General features: G+C 60.6%; 18 protein-coding genes. 17 read left to right on the top strand and 1 reads right to left on the bottom strand.

The features are described 5' to 3' along the window. Positions 1–41: 41 nt before the first annotated feature. The 13 genes from AAE029_RS14150 to AAE029_RS14090 all read left to right on the top strand — a co-directional run bounded on the left by AAE029_RS14150 (position 42) and on the right by AAE029_RS14090 (position 12251). Positions 42–893: a glycine betaine ABC transporter substrate-binding protein gene (locus AAE029_RS14150; RefSeq protein ID WP_371073488.1), complete on the top strand. Its 852-nt coding sequence runs from the start codon at positions 42–44 to the stop codon at positions 891–893. 88 nt (positions 894–981) lie between these two features. After that, positions 982–2073, top strand: a complete 1092-nt coding sequence (locus AAE029_RS14145; RefSeq protein ID WP_371073487.1) for a glycine betaine/L-proline ABC transporter ATP-binding protein — start codon at positions 982–984, stop codon at positions 2071–2073. Positions 2074–2087: 14 nt separating this feature from the next. Next, positions 2088–2936 carry an ABC transporter permease gene (locus AAE029_RS14140; protein WP_371073486.1) on the top strand — a complete coding sequence of 283 codons (849 nt, stop codon included), beginning with the start codon at positions 2088–2090 and terminating at the stop codon, positions 2934–2936. Next, entirely contained in the window at positions 2933–3793 is an 861-nt protein-coding gene (locus AAE029_RS14135; RefSeq protein ID WP_371073485.1) for an ABC transporter permease, read from the top strand. The genes AAE029_RS14140 and AAE029_RS14135 overlap by 4 nt, the downstream gene beginning before the upstream one ends. A gap of 16 nt (positions 3794–3809) precedes the next feature. Further along, a complete protein-coding gene (locus AAE029_RS14130; RefSeq protein ID WP_371073484.1) occupies positions 3810–4808 on the top strand; it encodes a 4-hydroxyproline epimerase in 999 nt (332 codons plus the stop codon). A gap of 124 nt (positions 4809–4932) precedes the next feature. Further along, a complete protein-coding gene (locus AAE029_RS14125) occupies positions 4933–5919 on the top strand; it encodes a GlxA family transcriptional regulator (RefSeq protein ID WP_371073483.1) in 987 nt (328 codons plus the stop codon). 325 nt (positions 5920–6244) lie between these two features. After that, positions 6245–6688, top strand: coding sequence for an acetyl-CoA carboxylase biotin carboxyl carrier protein subunit (locus tag AAE029_RS14120; RefSeq protein WP_371073482.1), 444 nt, complete (start codon positions 6245–6247; stop codon positions 6686–6688). Continuing rightward, positions 6688–8079 carry an acetyl-CoA carboxylase biotin carboxylase subunit gene (gene accC, locus AAE029_RS14115; RefSeq protein WP_371073481.1) on the top strand — a complete coding sequence of 464 codons (1392 nt, stop codon included), beginning with the start codon at positions 6688–6690 and terminating at the stop codon, positions 8077–8079. Before AAE029_RS14120 ends, accC begins: the two co-directional genes overlap by 1 nt. Continuing rightward, positions 8076–8504, top strand: a complete 429-nt coding sequence (locus AAE029_RS14110) for an acetyl-CoA carboxylase (RefSeq protein ID WP_371073480.1) — start codon at positions 8076–8078, stop codon at positions 8502–8504. Before accC ends, AAE029_RS14110 begins: the two co-directional genes overlap by 4 nt. Then, entirely contained in the window at positions 8501–9208 is a 708-nt protein-coding gene (gene pxpB / locus AAE029_RS14105; RefSeq protein ID WP_371073479.1) for a 5-oxoprolinase subunit PxpB, read from the top strand. Before AAE029_RS14110 ends, pxpB begins: the two co-directional genes overlap by 4 nt. Further along, positions 9205–10200: a biotin-dependent carboxyltransferase family protein gene (locus tag AAE029_RS14100; protein WP_371073478.1), complete on the top strand. Its 996-nt coding sequence runs from the start codon at positions 9205–9207 to the stop codon at positions 10198–10200. The genes pxpB and AAE029_RS14100 overlap by 4 nt, the downstream gene beginning before the upstream one ends. A gap of 30 nt (positions 10201–10230) precedes the next feature. Beyond that, entirely contained in the window at positions 10231–10998 is a 768-nt protein-coding gene (locus AAE029_RS14095; protein WP_371073477.1) for a 5-oxoprolinase subunit PxpA, read from the top strand. Positions 10999–11039: 41 nt separating this feature from the next. Next, positions 11040–12251, top strand: a complete 1212-nt coding sequence (locus AAE029_RS14090) for a pyridoxal phosphate-dependent aminotransferase (protein WP_371073476.1) — start codon at positions 11040–11042, stop codon at positions 12249–12251. 51 nt (positions 12252–12302) lie between these two features. Here the strand turns inward: AAE029_RS14090 and nac are convergent, their stop codons facing one another. Next, positions 12303–13208, bottom strand: coding sequence for a nitrogen assimilation transcriptional regulator NAC (gene nac, locus AAE029_RS14085; protein WP_371073475.1), 906 nt, complete (start codon positions 13206–13208; stop codon positions 12303–12305). Positions 13209–13447: 239 nt separating this feature from the next. Here nac and AAE029_RS14080 point away from each other — a divergent pair, with 239 nt between their 5' ends. The 4 genes from AAE029_RS14080 to AAE029_RS14065 are packed head-to-tail and all read left to right on the top strand — an operon-like array spanning position 13448 to position 16447. Further along, positions 13448–14227: an SDR family oxidoreductase gene (locus AAE029_RS14080; RefSeq protein WP_371073474.1), complete on the top strand. Its 780-nt coding sequence runs from the start codon at positions 13448–13450 to the stop codon at positions 14225–14227. Continuing rightward, positions 14224–14931 carry an amino acid ABC transporter permease gene (locus AAE029_RS14075; RefSeq protein ID WP_371073473.1) on the top strand — a complete coding sequence of 236 codons (708 nt, stop codon included), beginning with the start codon at positions 14224–14226 and terminating at the stop codon, positions 14929–14931. The genes AAE029_RS14080 and AAE029_RS14075 overlap by 4 nt, the downstream gene beginning before the upstream one ends. Next, a complete protein-coding gene (locus tag AAE029_RS14070; protein WP_371073472.1) occupies positions 14928–15686 on the top strand; it encodes an amino acid ABC transporter permease in 759 nt (252 codons plus the stop codon). Before AAE029_RS14075 ends, AAE029_RS14070 begins: the two co-directional genes overlap by 4 nt. Next, positions 15683–16447, top strand: a complete 765-nt coding sequence (locus tag AAE029_RS14065; RefSeq protein WP_371073471.1) for an amino acid ABC transporter ATP-binding protein — start codon at positions 15683–15685, stop codon at positions 16445–16447. The genes AAE029_RS14070 and AAE029_RS14065 overlap by 4 nt, the downstream gene beginning before the upstream one ends. Positions 16448–16460: the final 13 nt, after the last annotated feature.

Below are 16460 nucleotides of genomic sequence, written 5' to 3'. Positions count from 1 at the left end.
GTCTTCAACGAAAATGGGAACGAAAACTAGGAGTGAGTAAAATGAAGGCTTTGTGGAAAGCGCTTTGCGCGGCCGCGATGGTCGGGATGACCATGTTCTCCGCTCACGCGGAAGAGAAGACTATCACCATGGGCACGATGTCCTGGGAGGACCTGACACCGATTACGGGCATCACCAAGAAGGTGCTGGAAGATACAGGCTACACCGTCAAGGTCGTGCCGTTCTCCGAATGGGGCATCGCCTATGCCGCTCTTACGAAGGGGGACGTCCAAATCCTTGCCTCGCAGACGGACTACGTCGCACAGGACTACTGGGACAAGAACAAGAAGCGCCTCGAGAAAATCTCGCCGGTGTCGCACGGTCTGTTCCAGGGCGTCGCCGTGCCGAAATACGTGACGATCGACTCGATGGACCAGCTCAACGACAACGCCGACAAGTTTGGCGGCAAGATCGTCGGTATCGAGCCGGGTTCAGGCCTGATGCGTGACACGGCCAACTCCGTCAAGGCCTACGATTTGAAGCTCCAGCTTGTCGAAGGCAGCACCGCCGCCATGACCGCCGCCCTCAAGTCGGCAGTCGACCGCAAGGAGTGGATTGCCGTCACCATCTGGGAACCGTCGTGGATGATGCAGAAATACGACGTCAAATTCCTCAAGGACCCCAAGGGCGTCTTCCCGCCGCCGCAGAGCTACTATTGGATCGGCAGGAAGGGCTTCTCGGCCGAATATCCGCACGCCCGTGAAGTCATAGCCAGCGTTTATGTGCCGCTGGCAGACATCACGGCTATCAACAGCGCCGTCAACGACGGCAAGACGATGGACGATGCAGTCGCCGCATGGATTGAAAGCCATGCCGACCTCGTAAAGCGCTGGGAAAACATCAAGAGCGAGTGACGCCAGCCGCGGGTCGCCATGTGCGGCGACCCGCATCCTTACACGGACGACAAACAGGCCGGCATCAGACCGGCCCGCGGGGAACGCGATGAACACTGCGATGAATGACGCCAACGAAGTATTGGTTGACTGCCAGAACGTCTGGAAGATTTTCGGAGCCCGTGCGCCGGCGGCCGTGAAGGCCGTCTCCGAGCGCGGCCTGTCCAAAAAGCAGGTGCTTCAGGATTTCGATTGTGTCGTCGGCGTCTCCGACGCCAGCCTCCAGGTTCGCCGCGGGGAAATCTTCTGCATCATGGGTCTGTCGGGCAGCGGCAAGTCGACACTGGTCCGCCTTCTCAACCGCCTGATCGAGCCGAGCCTTGGCAAGATCACGGTGAAGGGCAAGGAAATTGCGAGGCTGAATGCGGCGGAGCTCCGGGAGATGCGTGCACTCAATATCGGCATGGTCTTTCAAAGCGTGGCGCTTCTTCCGTACCGCACGGTTCTGGAAAATGCCGCCTTCGGTCTTGAGGTCCGCGGCGTTCCCAAAGACGCGCGCAACAACAAGGCTCGCGCTGCCCTGGACAAGGTCGGCCTTTCCGACTGGACCTCGCGATATCCTTCCGAACTCTCCGGCGGCATGCAGCAGCGGGTCGGTCTTGCCCGTGCGCTCGCCGCGGACCCGGAAATCATTTTGATGGATGAGCCGTTCAGCGCGCTCGACCCGCTCATCCGCCGTCAGCTTCAGGATGAGTTCCGGCAATTGACCAAATCGCTCGGGAAGTCCGCAGTATTTATTACCCACGACCTGGAAGAGGCAATCAGGATCGGCGACCGGATTGCCATCATGAAGGACGGCGTGATCGTCCAAGTGGGAACCGCCGAGCAGATCGTGACCAAGCCGGCGGACGATTATGTCGCCGACTTCGTGGCAGGCATTTCCAGGATCCATCTCGTCAAGGCGCATTCGGTGATGCGCCCTGTCGCAGAATTCAAGACCTCGCAGCCCAACTGCGATGTCGAGGCGCTTCTGAAGGCTTCCCCGGAAGCCGACATCGGCGAACTGATCGACCTCACCATTCAATCCGACCGTGATGCGGTTGCCGTCGTCGAAAACGGCGCGGTTATCGGCATCGTCACCACCCGCAGTCTGCTCCGCGGCGTGGCCGGGACGCCCGCCAGAGAGCTGGTCGCGGCGTAAGAGGAGGTAGGGACATGGATACTTCGGTTATAACCGACACATTCGACAGCTGGACGGACGACGCACTCGGCTGGATCAGCGATAATGGCGAATGGCTGTTCGAATTCCTGCGATCGGTACTCGAGGGCACCTATGACGGCATCCTCTGGCTCCTTCAGCTCACGCCCTTCTACCTCATCGCAATCATTGTAGCGGTTCTGGGCTGGCGATCGATCAACCTTGTATCCGGAATCCTCGCCGGAGTGGCGCTCGTGTTCTGCGCGGTTATGGGGCTGTGGGCGGAAACGATGAGCACATTGGCGCTGGTCGCCACGGCCACAATCCTCGCGCTCGCTATCGGAATACCGATCGGCATCGTCGCGGGCTTTGTCAGGACGTTCAACGGCGCGCTCGAGCCCGTACTCGACCTGATCCAGACCCTGCCGCCCTATATCTACCTCCTGCCTGCGATCGCGCTCCTGGGCTACGGCCCCGCGACCGCACTTGTCGCAACCGTCATTGTTGCCATGCCGCCCGCCATCCGCTTGACCGCGCTCGGCATAAGAATCACACCCCGTGAGTTCATCGAGCTGGGCCATGCCAGCGGACTGACACCATGGCAGATGTTCACCAAGATAAGGCTGCCTTTCGCCATCCCAAGTATCATGGCCGGCATCAACCAGAGCCTGATGATGGCCTTCGGCATGGTGGTGATCGCGGGAATCGTCGGCTCCGGCGGCCTTGGCGAGACCATCTATGGCGCGGTGCGTACGCTGGACATCGCCACGTCGATCAACGCCGCGATTGCCATCGTCATCCTGACCATGGTGCTCGACAGACTGACGCAGAATGCGGCCCGTTGGGTCAAGGCAGGTGCAAGATGAACTTCGATCTGTTCCGGTTCTCGCCGGGCGCCTATCTCGCTCCCGCCGTCGACTGGCTGAACACCAACTTCCACCCGTTCTTCGATGCCATCACCAGGCTGATCGAGGCGGTGCTCGGCGGCATCGAGGCCGCGCTGCTTTATCCGCCTCCCTATGGTGTGATCGTCGTGGCGGTCCTTTTCGCGGCTGTCGTCATCAACATCAGGGTCTCGGTGGTCACGGCCATCGCCTTGGCATTCTGCTTTTTCGCCGGGCTCTGGATCGAGTCGATGCAGACCTTGGCTCTTGTGACAGTAGCGGTCGCCATTTCGGTGTCGATCGCCTTCCCGCTCGGCATCCTGGCATCGCGCTACAGGATCTTCGAGGCTGCCATCCGGCCCGTGCTCGACATTATGCAGACCGTGCCGCCATGGGTTTATCTCATCCCGGCCGTCATGATCTTCAGTCTTGGCCGGGTGCCGGCGATCATTGCGACGATCGTTTATGGCGTGCCGCCGATGTTGCGTCTGACGACGCTGGCATTCAACCAGGTACCGAAAGATCTCATGGAACTCGGTCAGGCCATAGGTGCCTCGCCACGCTCGATCCTGTTTAAGATCGAGATTCCCTCGGCGACGCCAACGCTTCTCGTGGGGCTCAACCAATGTATTCTCCTGTCACTGGCCATGGTCGTCCTTGCTGGCCTTGTCGGAGCCGGCGGTTTGGGAGCCGAGGTGACGCGCGGGCTGACGCGCATGGAAATGGGCCTCGGGCTTCGGGCCGGACTGGCAATCGTCGCCATCGCCATTCTTCTCGATAGATTGTCCAGGGGCGCGTTGCAGGGCCGCCGGGCTTTGCCGTCAGAGAAAGCCGCGTAACCCGAAAGGCTATCCAATGCGCCGCAGTTTCTTCTGTATCGACGCCCATACCTGCGGGAACCCGGTGCGGCTTGTCGCCGGTGGTGGTCCCATGTTGCCTCATCTTCCGATCGCCGAACGCCGTGAACTCTTCGTCCGAGACCACGACTGGGTTCGCCAGGCCCTAATGTTCGAACCACGTGGACATGACATCATGTCCGGGGCGATCATCTATCCCGCATATCGCCAGGATTGCGACTTCGCCGTCATCTTCATCGAAGTCAGCGGATGCCTGCCTATGTGCGGTGCCGGAACGATCGGCCTCGTGACGGCCGCGATCGAGGAAGGACTGGTGACACCGCGCGTTCCAGGTAGGCTCTCGATCGAGACACCCGCCGGAAAAGTCGACATCCAGTACGACAAACCAGGCGAGTTCGTGGAATCCGTCCGGATGTTCAACGTAGCAAGTTACCTGCATGCCGCGGACGTCGACGTCGACGTTCCGGGTCTCGGCAAGCTGATCGTAGATATCTCCTATGGCGGCAATTACTACGCCGTGGTCGAACCGCAGCAGACGTGGCCGGGCCTGGACGGGATGTCCGCGAGCGATATCGTGGAGCTGAGCCGCAGGCTTCGCGATGCGCTCGAGCCGATCTGCGATCCGGTTCATCCGGGCGACGAGCGGATCCGCGGCATGCATCATGCATTGTGGTGCGACAAACCCACCGGCAGCAAGGCGGACGGTCGAGGTGCGGTGTTCTACGGCGACAAGGCGATTGACCGCTCGCCGGGTGGCACGGGAACCTCGGCACGCATGGCGCAGCTCTTCGGCAAGGGACGGCTGAAGGTCGGAGAAACGTTCCGCCAGGAAAGCCTGATCGGAACCGTGTTCGAGGGGCGTGTCGAAGCGGAAACCGAGATCGGCCCCTTCAAAGGCGTCAAGCCGAGCGTGGCAGGGTGGGCGCGGGTCATCGGCCACAACACGATCTTCGTGGACGACCGCGATCCCTTGGCGCATGGCTTCCAAATCAAGTAGGGGCGCCATGGTCGACATCGTTACAATGCGGGAGAACGGTGCGACGCCGCAGTCCGGTCTCGGATTGGAGGCAGCGTTTCGAAAGGTTCAGGGCTGTCCGACAGATAGATTGGTGAGGCGACCAATGAAGTTCGACAAAGAGGACCCAAGAGACGGCCGCCTAAAAATCGGCTTTGTTCTCGCACGATCTTTCACCCTTTCCGCGTTCGCGTTGTTCGTCGACACGTTGAGGCTGGCCAGCGACGAGACTGACAAATCGGGGAGGGTACTCGCCGATTGGCAGGTTTTGGGTAGCACTCGACATCTGATTACATCGAGCTGCGGGGTCCAGGTTGCACCAACGTCCGATTTCGGTGATCCGAAGGGATTTCATTACATCGTTGTGGTCGGTGGACTTCTGAACTCTGATGCCCCGATCGATCGCGAGACAGCCGAATTTCTGAAAAAGGCGGCTGGTCGGAAGGTGCCGTTGATCGGAGTCTGTACCGGTACATTCATTCTGGCGCACTTGGGACTGATGAAAGCTCATCAGACCTGTGTCAGCTGGCTGCATTACCAAGCTTATCGGGAGAGGTTTCCTGATCACCCGGTCCGCTCCGATCGCTTGTTCAACCTCGATCGGACCCGCGGATCATGCGCCGGCGGAAGCAGTGCGGCAGATATGGCGGCCTTCATTGTCCGCCGGCATATCAGTAGAGACGCCGAAAGGAACGCTCTCGAAGTCCTGCAAATCGAGCGAGCACGTTCTGGATTGGATATCCAGCCACGCAGACCGCTTTCGATCGAATGCGAAGATCCTCGACTTCGGGCTGTCCTCATCACTATGGAGAGACATATAGAAACTATCATTCCGATGGAGGAACTTGCCGCCTCCGTGGGATTGTCCAGACGTCAACTTGAGCGTCTTTTCATGGAAGAGATGAAGACTTCGCCCGGGGCTGTCTATAAGCGCGTGCGAATGGAACGGGCGAAACAGCTGGTCGTCCAAACACAAGCGCCGCTCATCGATATCGCACTTGAGGTCGGCTTCGACAGCCCGTCCCATTTCGCAAGGCTCTTTCGGAGGATATACGGTCAATTACCCACGGAGTTGCGGCGCACTCAGGCGTGATCCGGAAACAGTCCAACATGCTGCGTATGTCGGTCTTTCGACGGTGCTGAGATCACAAGCGTGTCGAAAACTTCAAGGATCCAAAGGCTTTAGGGCAGGAAGTCACTGACTGCGAAGAAGTGCTACGCTGCCAGCTTTGGTATCTGCCGCTCGACCAATCGCAAAAAGATGGTCCTTTCGAGCACTCCTTTTTGCGCGCTGTCGACGGTCATTAAAAGTTCTTCTGACCCCATCGTACGGGCCATCGTGTTACGGAGGAAGTCAGCCGAACGCGGTCCGAACTGTCGCGACCGTGAAGAGGCGTTCCGAAGTACCGAGTGCGCTCATGGACCTGTCGAAGATAAAGACACTGATCGATTTTGTCGGACGATCGAACATTGCCGAGCTCAGGGTAACGGAAAAGGACGTCACGGTTCGCATCTTCCGGACGCCTGATATCAAAGCAACCATCGCTCCGGCGCAAACTCCAAAGGAAGCAGCAGGTGGTTTGCCCGAGTCTGCTCTCGATACGACTTCGGCAACTGCCAAGACATCGGCTTTCCCGGTGAAGGCGCCTATCTTCGGCGTGCTGTATCGGGCGCCGGGGTCCGGGCTAGAGCCATTCGTCAAGGTCGGCGACATGGTGGAGGAAGGCCAGACCCTTTTCATCATCGAAGCGATGAAGGTCTTCAACAAGATTGCCGCGCCGCGTGCCGGTCGCATTACGTGCTTAACCGAAGTGGACGGCGGTGAAGTCGAAATGGGCGATTTGTTGGCGGAGATCGCGTGATGGCGGAGTCTTTCGACAACACGAGCTTGGCGGGGCGACGTTTCGATACGGTTCTGATCGCCAATCGGGGTGAAATAGCCGCGCGGATACAGCGCGCGTGCCGCGAACTCGGCCTGAAGACCGTGGCGATCTGCTCCGAAGCAGACAGGCAGGCGCCTTACGGCAAGACAGCCGATAGCTTCTTGTGCATCGGTCCTTCGAATGCAGCCAAGAGCTATCTCAACCAGGATGCCATCCTCCTTGCGGCGCACCTGACCGGGGCCGGCGCGATCCATCCGGGTTACGGCTTCCTATCGGAAAACGCCACGTTCTCCAAAGCCATTGAAGAGGCAGGCCTTGTTTTCATCGGGCCGAGAGCGTCATCGATTGCAACCATGGGCGACAAGATATCGGCAAAGCGGGCGATGATCGCCGCGGGCGTGCCATGCGTGCCCGGTCCGGACACCTCTCTTCCGGACGATCCGGCGGCCGTCGAACGTATTGCAGAGGAAATCGGCTATCCCGTGATCATCAAGGCTGCCGGCGGTGGCGGCGGCAGAGGCATGCGCGTTGTGCCGGATGCAAGCTCACTCCATGAGGCGATCGCACTCACCCGGGAGGAGGCCCGTCAGGCCTTCGGCTCTCCGGCGCTCTACATGGAGAAGTTTCTCCAGCATCCCCGGCACATCGAGATACAGGTGCTCTGCGACGCCCATGGCAATGCCGTCTGGCTCGGGCACCGCGATTGTTCGATGCAGCGGCGTCACCAGAAAGTGGTGGAAGAGGCACCGGCGTCTGGGATATCGCCTGACGTGATCCAGCCTGTCGGATTGGCTTGCGTGGAGGCCTGTCGGCAGATCGGCTATCGCGGTGTCGGAACCTTCGAATTCCTTTACGAGAATGGCGCGTTCTACTTCATCGAAATGAACACGCGCCTGCAGGTCGAGCATCCTGTTACCGAGATGACCAGCGGGATCGATATCGTCCACGCACAGATTAAGGCTGCCCAAGGTATTCCCCTGGAATTTCGCCAGGATGACGTGACGTGCGAGGGCTATTCCTTCGAATGCCGCATCAATGCCGAAGACCCCGACAGCTTCCTGCCTTCGGCAGGCATCATCACCGATCTCGCCTTGCCCGAGGGGCCGGGTGTCCGCGTCGATACCCATATCCATGCAGGCTACCGGGTTTCGCCCTATTACGACTCGCTGATCGCCAAGCTGATCGTCCATGCGCCGACCCGGGCGGAGGCGATGGCGAAAATGCGGGGGGCGCTTGCCGCCACGCGGGTGGAGGGGATTTCCACCAATCTGCCGTTCTTGCGCGCATTGTTCGAGGATGAGGCCTTTGCCGTCGGCGAGACGGATATCCACTACCTCGAGCAATGGCTCAAGCAGCGGAGGGCGGCATGAGCTCGATCGACTTCGCCGATCCGGCGACCATCGCAATCCTGACCGACGCGCTGACGGCAGCCGGCGTGGAAGGCTTGGAAATCTCCAAGCCCGGCGGACATCTGCGCATCGTCGTTTCGAAGAGACGGGGCGCGCAGGTCAGCCTGACAGGAGACGCGCAGCCGGGTTTGGCAGCAGCACCGGCTGCGGTCGTCAAGGCGCCGATGGCGGGCCGGTTCTGCGCCTCGCACCCGTCGGCGCCGGCCGAAGCCGAGCGTCTGCCGCGTGTGGTTTGTGACAAGGACGTGATCGGTTTCATCCGCATTGGTTCCGTCCTGCTTCCCATCCCCGCCGGACGGTCCGGTTTGCTGACCCGACAACTGGCTGAGCCCGATGCCCTGGTCGGTTTCGGTGATCCCCTGTTCGAAATCGAGCCACAATCATGATTGCCAAGTCGAACATCCTTGCGCCGCTTCGCGAAATCGTCCCCGCCGCCAAGGGCCAGGCGCGGATCTCCTTTATCGGCGCCCGATCCTTCCTGCTCGAAGCGCCAGGCGAATTCGATCTTCCCGCGCAGCGGTGGATCTGGGCCTTGTCGCAAACGGTGAGGGGCTGGGCGGATATCGCGGAAGTGATCCCCGGCATGACCAATCTTCTGGCGATCTTCAAGGAGACGCCCGAGGACCCCGAAACCATCGTTGGCCGGCTGCTTGAGGCATGGAACAACGCCCGGAGCCTCGATCTTGCGGGCAAGACGATTGAAATCCCGGTCCACTACGGCGGGAAACATGCGATCGATCTTCCCGCCATTTGCGACTTTTCCGGACTGAGCGACCGCGAGGTGGTGCGCATTCACCACGAGGCGACCTACCGCGTCTTTGCCTTGGGAAGCGCCCCCGGCTTCGGTTACCTGCACGGCCTCGATCCCCGCATATACATGCCCAGGAAGACCGTTCCTTCGCTGAGGATGGAGAAGGGCTGTGTGACGATCGGCGGAATGCAGACGGGCGTCGCGATGCTGACCGGCCCGAACGGGTGGAATTCCCTTGGCTACGCAGAACTGCAGATGTTTGATCCGACCTCTCCGACACCGGCCCTGATGGCGCCAGGCGATACGGTGCGCTTCGTGCCAGCAAGGATCGAGCTATGATCGAGATCATCGAAACCGGTCCATTCAACACGGTGCAGGACCTCGGCCGCCCCGGTTATCGCGATATCGGCGTATCTGCCAGCGGCGCCATGGATCCGCTCGCTGTCAGGATCGGCAACGTTCTTGTCGGCAATGATGAAGAAACAGCTACGATAGAGGTTCAGACCTTTCCGTTCAAACTGCGTTTCGAGGCCCGTGCAGTCTTTGCCGTCACCGGCGCGGACAGCCATCCCGTGCTGGATGGCAGGGAACTGCTTGCGTGGTGCACCCATGTCGCCGAAGCAGGCCAGGTCCTGGAACTGAGGCAACCGCCGACGCTGGCACGCGCTTATGTCGTGCTCGGCGGGGGACTTGATGTACCAGTCCTCATGGGTTCGCGAAGCACCTCGCTGCGCGGCGGTTTTGGTGGCAATGCCGGCCGGCCTCTCGCCAATGGCGACAGGATTGAAGTCGGCACGTCTGCTGATGCGCTCCCGCTGCCGGCAAGCGGCATTGCCGCCCTTGAGCCGTCAGTCGCGCTGCGCGATGTCTTTCCCCACCCAATCGACGGCGCGCTGCCAATCCGTGCGATAGCAGCCGGCGAGCATGAGCTGTTCGCCTCCGACGGCCAGGCCTTTTGGAACCAGATCTGGCGTATTTCGTCCCGCAGTGACCGCACAGGATATCGCCTGTCTGGCGAGCCTATCAAGCCGACGGCGACAATTGAGATGCGCTCCCATGGCGTCGTGCCGGGCGTGATCCAAGTGCCGCCTGGAGGGGAGCCGATCATTCAGATGAGCGACGCCAACACGGCGGGCGGCTATCCGAAGATTGCCGGGGTTATCGAATGCGATCTGTGGCGGCTCGGACAGGCGCGCATCGGCAGCCGGCTGAGGTTCGTGCGTTCGACCCATGCCGAGGCACGCGCGGTCGAGCAGGCCGTTGCTGGCTATGTCGAGGACGTTAGGCGGACGTCGCAAATGGTCAAGCGCGCGCTCAAGGCAATGGCCTGACTTGATTGAACGGGTTAAAAGGAGGAAGCGGTGAAGATCGATCTGAATTCCGACATGGGCGAGGGCTTCGGTCCTTATCGGCTGTGCGACGACGAAGCGATGATGAAAATCGTATCGTCCGCCAACATCGCCTGCGGCTTCCACGGCGGGGATCCCGACACAATGGCGCGCATGGTGCGTCTGGCCAAAGCGAACGGCGTCGGCGTCGGCGCTCATCCGGGCTTGCCGGATCGGTCCGGTTTCGGCCGGCGCGAGATGCCGTTTCAGCCGGATGAATTGCGGCAGCAGATGCTCTACCAGCTCGGTGCGCTGATCGCGATCGCCAGAAACGAGGGCATGACCGTCGGCCATTTCAGCTTTCATGCGGCCATGGGCAACATGGTCAATCGCGACCCCGTGCTCGCCGACCTGATGATGGATTCCATTTCCACCGTGGACCCGCGCCTTGTGGTGTTCGTGACCCCCGGGAGCGAAATCGAAAAGGCGGCGAAACGCGCCGGGCTCAAGACACTGGCGCTGTTTCTGGCCGACCGTGCCTATGATGCCGGCGGCAAACTGGTAACGCGCGGTCTGCCGGGTGCGCTGGTCAAGGACGAAGCCTCGGTGCGGGCACGGGTGCGCCGCTTCCTGACCGACGGGACCGTCGAAGCCATCGACGGCACTGTCATTGAAATGCCGGCCCGGTCGATCCTCGTCCATAGCGATACGCCCGGCTCGCTGGAGCTTGCCCGCATTGTCCGCAGCGAAATCGAGGCTTCCGGCGCAACACTCGCGCCTGCGGCCGAACTTGCGTCCTGAATGGGACGCTGATCGTCCCATTTCCATCTCACCGAAAGATCATGTCGATGTCTTCCATAGCCGACCGTCTGAAAAACGTCTCCATCTCAGCTTCCGCCGCCATGACCCAGCGCGCCAGGGAACTGGCCGCCATGGGCATCAAGGTCGTAAGTCTCTCCTCCGGGGAACCGGACTTTCCGACGCCCGCCCACGCGATCGAAGCGTCCCATGCGGCAGCACTCGGCGGGGATACGAAATATCCGCCCATGGATGGTACACCGGCGCTGAAGGCTGCGATCAGCAGGAAGTTCAAGCGGGACAACAACCTCGATTACGACGCCAGCCAGATCGTCGTTTCCGGCGGCGGCAAGCAGGTGATCTTCAACGCGATGCTCGCCACCTGCAATCCGGGCGACGAGGTCGTCATTCCCACGCCGTCCTGGGTCAGCTACGCCGATATCGTCAAGTTTGCCGGCGGCGTTCCGGTGGCCGTGCCCTGCTTCGAGCAGGCTGGGTTCAAGCTGCGCCCCGAGGATCTCGAAGCCGCGATCACGCCGCGCACTAAATGGCTCATCCTGAATTTCCCGAACAATCCGACGGGGGCAGCCTGCTCGCGTGCGGAAATGGCGGCGATCGCCGAAGTCATGCTGCGCCACCCGCATGTCTGGATCCTGACCGACGATATCTACGAGCACCTGGTCTATGACGGGTTCGAATTCTGCACCATCGCCGATGCCGAACCCAAGCTCTATGATCGCGTCCTGACGATGAACGGCGTCTCCAAGGCCTACGCCATGACGGGGTGGCGGCTGGGATATTGCGCCAGCGGTTCGAAAAAACTGATCGCCGCAGTCAGCAACGTCAACGGCCAGAACGGCGGCGGCATCACCACCGTCACGCAGGCCGCGGCCATCGCGGCGCTGGATGGTCCGCAGGATCTCCTTAAGGAGCGGGCGGCAATCTACAGGGAAAGACGCGATTTCGTCCTCGGCCAGTTGTCGAAGATCGAAGGACTGCGCTGCCACAAGCCTGAAGGCGCCTTCTACATCTATCCCAATATTTCCGGCCTGATCTGCAAGACCACGAAGGGCGGACGGAAGATCGAGACCGACGTCGATTTCGTCATGGCGCTCGTGGATGAGCACCACGTTGCGACGGTACAGGGTGCCGCCTATGGCATGAGCCCCTATTTCCGCATCTCCTATGCGACAAGCATGGAAATGTTGAACGAGGGCTGTGCACGCATCGCCCAGTTTTGCAGGGACATGCGCTGACCGATGAACTACAGCCTCCGGCCGGATTTCCAGGTCGGAGGCGCCAAGACCTCAGACCTTCAGCCGCTCGGTCAGTTCGACGAGAATGTCCTTGACGGCGAATGCCGGCTCCGACAGCGAATTCTGATCGGAGGTGCAAAGCGACAGGGTTTCCTCGATTCTAGGGGAGACGAGCCGGCAAACGAGAGGCTCGCTCGATTCCGATACGATGCGGTCAGCAATGGCCTTGGGCATGATGGTCGCGCCGAGGCCGCCGCCCACCGCGCGGGCGAGCGTCCGCACGATTTCGACTTCCGCCACGACCTTGAGATTGATCCGGCTGCGCGCGAACGCGGTATCGACGGCGCGGCGCACGAAATTGTAGGCCGGCGGCAGCAGCATTGGCATCCCATCCAACGCACCGACGGGCACTGGTTTCGAATCTGCTTCAATCGCGAAATTGCGGTGCGCGACGAAAAAGAATTCCTCGCTGAGGATAGGTTCGAATCGGACGCCCTTGATCGGCCCGACGCCATGGATCAGCGCCATTTCGAGCCGGCCGTTCATGATCATCTGGCTATAGGTCTGACCGACGCTTTCCGTCAGATGAAGCAAAATCCCGGGGTGCCGCTTTCTCGTTTCCGCCAGAAGGTCGACCGAAAGCGTCGCGGCGCTGCTGAACGGCACCAGGCCCACGGAGACGCGTCCCGCAAGCGAATTGCCGGCGGCCGCGGCGTCCGCCTGCGCCTGTTCCATCTGGCGCAGGATGATCTGGGCATGCCGGTAGACCGCATGCCCTGCATCGGTCATGGTGACGCCCTGCTGGCTTCGGATCAGCAGTTTCTGGCCGAAATGTTCCTCCAGTGCGGCCAGTTGCTGGCTCAATGCCGGCTGGGCGAGATGCAGGATATCTGCCGCGCGCGTAATGCTGCCGCTGTCCACGATGACGATGAAGGATTTGAGGCGTCTAATATCCATGGGTATTGGTGCTGTTTGATCTCCGTAAGGCCATGTTTACAGACGCGACCCTGTTTTGCAAAGCGACCCCGGTCGAAAGCCATGCAAGCCTCTGCAAAAGGCGGGCGGCCTGCGCTTTGTAGCGGTTTGTCCGCTGCCCGCCAGTCTCCATAAAAGTTGCTTATTACTCCAAAAATAATCGGTCTTAGGCAAGCAATTAAAGCTCCGCTAATGTCCACGGCAACAACAAGGGGATCAGAATGCCATTCTCCGATTACAACACCGCATTGGTCACCGGCGCTTCCTCCGGGATCGGCGCTGCAGTAGTGGAGCGGCTTCGCCGCGAGAATATCGAAGTGCATGCGATCGCTCGCAGCGCCGGCGCCCTGAAGGAACTGGCCGAGCGTACGGGCTGCATCGCCCATGTCATCGACGTTACGGATCGCGCGGCGATCGCCGATCTCGCGAACCGCGTGCAGTTCGACATTCTGATCAACAATGCCGGCGTCGACCGGCCGAAAAAATTCCTCCAGGCGGATGAAGAGGACATCGATCTCCTGGTGGACGTCAACCTTCGCGCTGTCTTGCATATCTGCCGTCTGATCGTGCCCGGGATGGTGGAGCGCGACCGCGGGCATGTCATCAACATCTCCTCAATTGCCGGAAACTACAATTTCGGCGGCAACTCCACGTATCATGCCGTCAAGGCCGGCGTTGCCATGCTGTCGAACCAGCTGCGGCTCGACGCATTCGGCAGGCGCGTCCGCGTCACAGAAATCTGCCCCGGACGGGTTGCGACGGATATCTTCAACCACGTCCACGGCGACGATCCAAGTGTGCGCGAACGCTTCATCGACGGGTTCGAATTGCCGCAGGCCGCCGATATCGCTGATGCGATCGCCTTCGCGATTGCCGCGCCGGTCGCGGTCAACATCGGCCACATGGAGATCACACCGACATTACAGGTGATGGGCGGCTTGCAGACGGCCAAGCCACAGGCTTCAGCAGACGCCGGTACATCGAAGGAGCCGAAGCCGTGAATGGGTTCGACCTGTCGGCAATCCTGAGAAATCAGGAATATGTCGCGATGCTGTTGCACGGCGTCGAGATGACCTTCGTCATCTATATCGGATCGTGGCTGCTGGCGATGACGCTTGCCCTTATCCTGCTCTGCATTCGATTTTCGCCTTCGCGTTTCGGCGATCGCGTCGTTGCAGCCTATGTCTCCTACCACCGCAATGTGCCGACCCTCGTGCAGCTGATGTTGTGGTATTTCGGCATATTCACGTTGCTGCCCTCGGGGCTGGCCGATTGGCTCACCGCCCACAATGCCGAGACGATTTTCGCGGTGATTGGTCTCGGGCTGTGTCAGGCAGCCTATTTCAGCGAGGACCTTCGCTCCGGCCTGCGCTCCGTCAGCCCCGGTCAGATGGAAGCGGCCAAGGCGCTGGGACACAGCTATCTCTCCGCGATGCGCTTCATCATCATGCCGCAGGGTGTGCGCAATGCGCTGCCGCCGCTTATCAATCACAGCGTCTCTCTCTTCAAGAACAGCAGCATTGCGATCGTCATCGGAGCTCCTGAGCTGACGCATGCGGTGAAGGAAATCGAGAACCTCAGTTTCCGCACCTTCGAAATCTACCTGATCGGCACAGTGCTCTATCTCTTCTTCTCGCTGCTTATCATGGGTGCCGGCGCCTATCTGTCGATGCGCGCCGATCCCGCCCAGAGGGCACGCGCATGATCGGCGACATCATCAACATCATCAAGGACTACTGGCTGTTGCTGTTGATCGGCCAGTATCCGAACGGTCCGCTCGGAGGACTTGCAAACACGCTGATCCTCTCAGCGCTCAGCATCGCGCTTGCCTTCCCGGTGAGCATTCTCTTCGCGCTGGCGCGCCTGTCCAAATGGCGGCTGCTGCGCTGGCCGGTGACCGCGCTTGTCTATTTTACGCGCGGCGTGCCGCTGCTCATGCTCATCCTGTGGAGCTATTTCCTCGTGCCGCTTCTGACCGGTGTCGATGTCCCGAGCTTCTTCACGATGCTCACGACGCTGGTTGTTTATCAGAGTGCCTTTCTCAGTGAAGTCGTTCGTGCGGGCATCGTCGCGCTCGGTCCAGGTCAGATGGATGCCGCCCGTGCGCTCGGGCACAGCTATCTGGGGGCGATGCGCTTCATCATCCTGCCCCAGGCGCTTTACAACATGATCCCGAGCATGATCTCGACCTTCGTCGCCACGATCAAGGACACCACGCTCGGATATGTTATCAACGTGCCCGACCTCACCTTCGCGGCAAGCCAGGTGAACAACCAGCTTCTGACGCAGCCGTTCCAGGTGTTTCTCATTCTTGCGGTCGTCTACTACGCCATCTGCTGGAGCCTCACGTATCTCGCAAACGTCATCGAGCGGCGCATCTCCCGCAAGCGTGCCGGCCAGGTGAACCGTCCGTCCCCCGCGTCGCTGGCGCAGGCGAAAATCATAACGGAGCAGCCATGACCACGTCGGCATCATCGCGCGAGCAGCAGACGATCCGTCTTTCCAACGTCTGCAAGAGCTACGGCCACTATCCGGTTCTGAAGAATATCGATGCCGAGGTTGCGCGGGGCGAGGTCGTAGTGATCTGCGGCCCCTCCGGCTCCGGCAAGTCTACCCTTATTCGCACGGTCAATCGCCTCGAAGAAATTAACAGCGGATCGATCACCCTGGACGGACAGGACATTCATGCCGCGATGCGGACCAGGGATCTCAACCTTCTGCGCAGCCGCATCGGCTTCGTGTTTCAGAGCTTCAACCTTTTTCCGCATCTCTCGGTCGTCGAAAATGTGACGATCTCCCCGATCCGGGTGAAGGGCGTTGCGCCAAACGTTGCCCATGAAAAGGCGCTCAAGCTGCTTGATCGCGTCGGCCTCGCCGACAAAGCTGGCGCCTATCCTGGTCAGTTGTCCGGCGGGCAGCAGCAGCGCGTGGCGATTGCCCGCGCGCTAGCCATGGAGCCGCCAGTCATGCTGTTCGACGAGCCGACCAGCGCGCTCGATCCGGAAATGGTCGGCGAAGTGCTCGCCGTTATGAAAGGCCTGGCGGCAGAAGGCATGACCATGCTCTGCGTCACCCACGAAATGGGCTTTGCCCGCGAAGTGGCGGATCGCATCTGGTTCATCGATGCCGGCCAGATCCTCGAAATAGCGTCACCAGAAGACTTCTTCAAGAATCCCCGCCATCCGCGCGCGCAGCGGTTCCTCGCCGATCTGCGCCACTGATACCCACCACGAA

The organism is Sinorhizobium sp. CB7 (genome assembly GCF_041357635.1).
Classification (GTDB): Bacteria; Pseudomonadota; Alphaproteobacteria; order Rhizobiales; family Rhizobiaceae; genus Rhizobium.
The sequence above is the reverse complement of the archived record's forward strand: the minus strand, read 5'-3'. Positions and strand labels throughout refer to the sequence as shown.

Excerpts from the sequence above, each read along its gene's own strand:
- AAE029_RS14150 (WP_371073488.1), top strand. The coding sequence starts at position 42 with ATGAAGGCTTTGTGGAAAGCGCTTTGCGCGGCCGCGATGGTCGGGATG.
- AAE029_RS14145 (WP_371073487.1), top strand. The coding sequence starts at position 982 with ATGAACACTGCGATGAATGACGCCAACGAAGTATTGGTTGACTGCCAG.
- AAE029_RS14140 (WP_371073486.1), top strand. The coding sequence starts at position 2,088 with ATGGATACTTCGGTTATAACCGACACATTCGACAGCTGGACGGACGAC.
- AAE029_RS14135 (WP_371073485.1), top strand. The coding sequence starts at position 2,933 with ATGAACTTCGATCTGTTCCGGTTCTCGCCGGGCGCCTATCTCGCTCCC.
- AAE029_RS14130 (WP_371073484.1), top strand. The coding sequence starts at position 3,810 with ATGCGCCGCAGTTTCTTCTGTATCGACGCCCATACCTGCGGGAACCCG.
- AAE029_RS14125 (WP_371073483.1), top strand. The coding sequence starts at position 4,933 with ATGAAGTTCGACAAAGAGGACCCAAGAGACGGCCGCCTAAAAATCGGC.
- AAE029_RS14120 (WP_371073482.1), top strand. The coding sequence starts at position 6,245 with ATGGACCTGTCGAAGATAAAGACACTGATCGATTTTGTCGGACGATCG.
- accC (WP_371073481.1), top strand. The coding sequence starts at position 6,688 with ATGGCGGAGTCTTTCGACAACACGAGCTTGGCGGGGCGACGTTTCGAT.
- AAE029_RS14110 (WP_371073480.1), top strand. The coding sequence starts at position 8,076 with ATGAGCTCGATCGACTTCGCCGATCCGGCGACCATCGCAATCCTGACC.
- pxpB (WP_371073479.1), top strand. The coding sequence starts at position 8,501 with ATGATTGCCAAGTCGAACATCCTTGCGCCGCTTCGCGAAATCGTCCCC.
- AAE029_RS14100 (WP_371073478.1), top strand. The coding sequence starts at position 9,205 with ATGATCGAGATCATCGAAACCGGTCCATTCAACACGGTGCAGGACCTC.
- AAE029_RS14090 (WP_371073476.1), top strand. The coding sequence starts at position 11,040 with ATGTCGATGTCTTCCATAGCCGACCGTCTGAAAAACGTCTCCATCTCA.
- nac (WP_371073475.1), bottom strand. The coding sequence starts at position 13,208 with ATGGATATTAGACGCCTCAAATCCTTCATCGTCATCGTGGACAGCGGC.
- AAE029_RS14080 (WP_371073474.1), top strand. The coding sequence starts at position 13,448 with ATGCCATTCTCCGATTACAACACCGCATTGGTCACCGGCGCTTCCTCC.
- AAE029_RS14070 (WP_371073472.1), top strand. The coding sequence starts at position 14,928 with ATGATCGGCGACATCATCAACATCATCAAGGACTACTGGCTGTTGCTG.
- AAE029_RS14065 (WP_371073471.1), top strand. The coding sequence starts at position 15,683 with ATGACCACGTCGGCATCATCGCGCGAGCAGCAGACGATCCGTCTTTCC.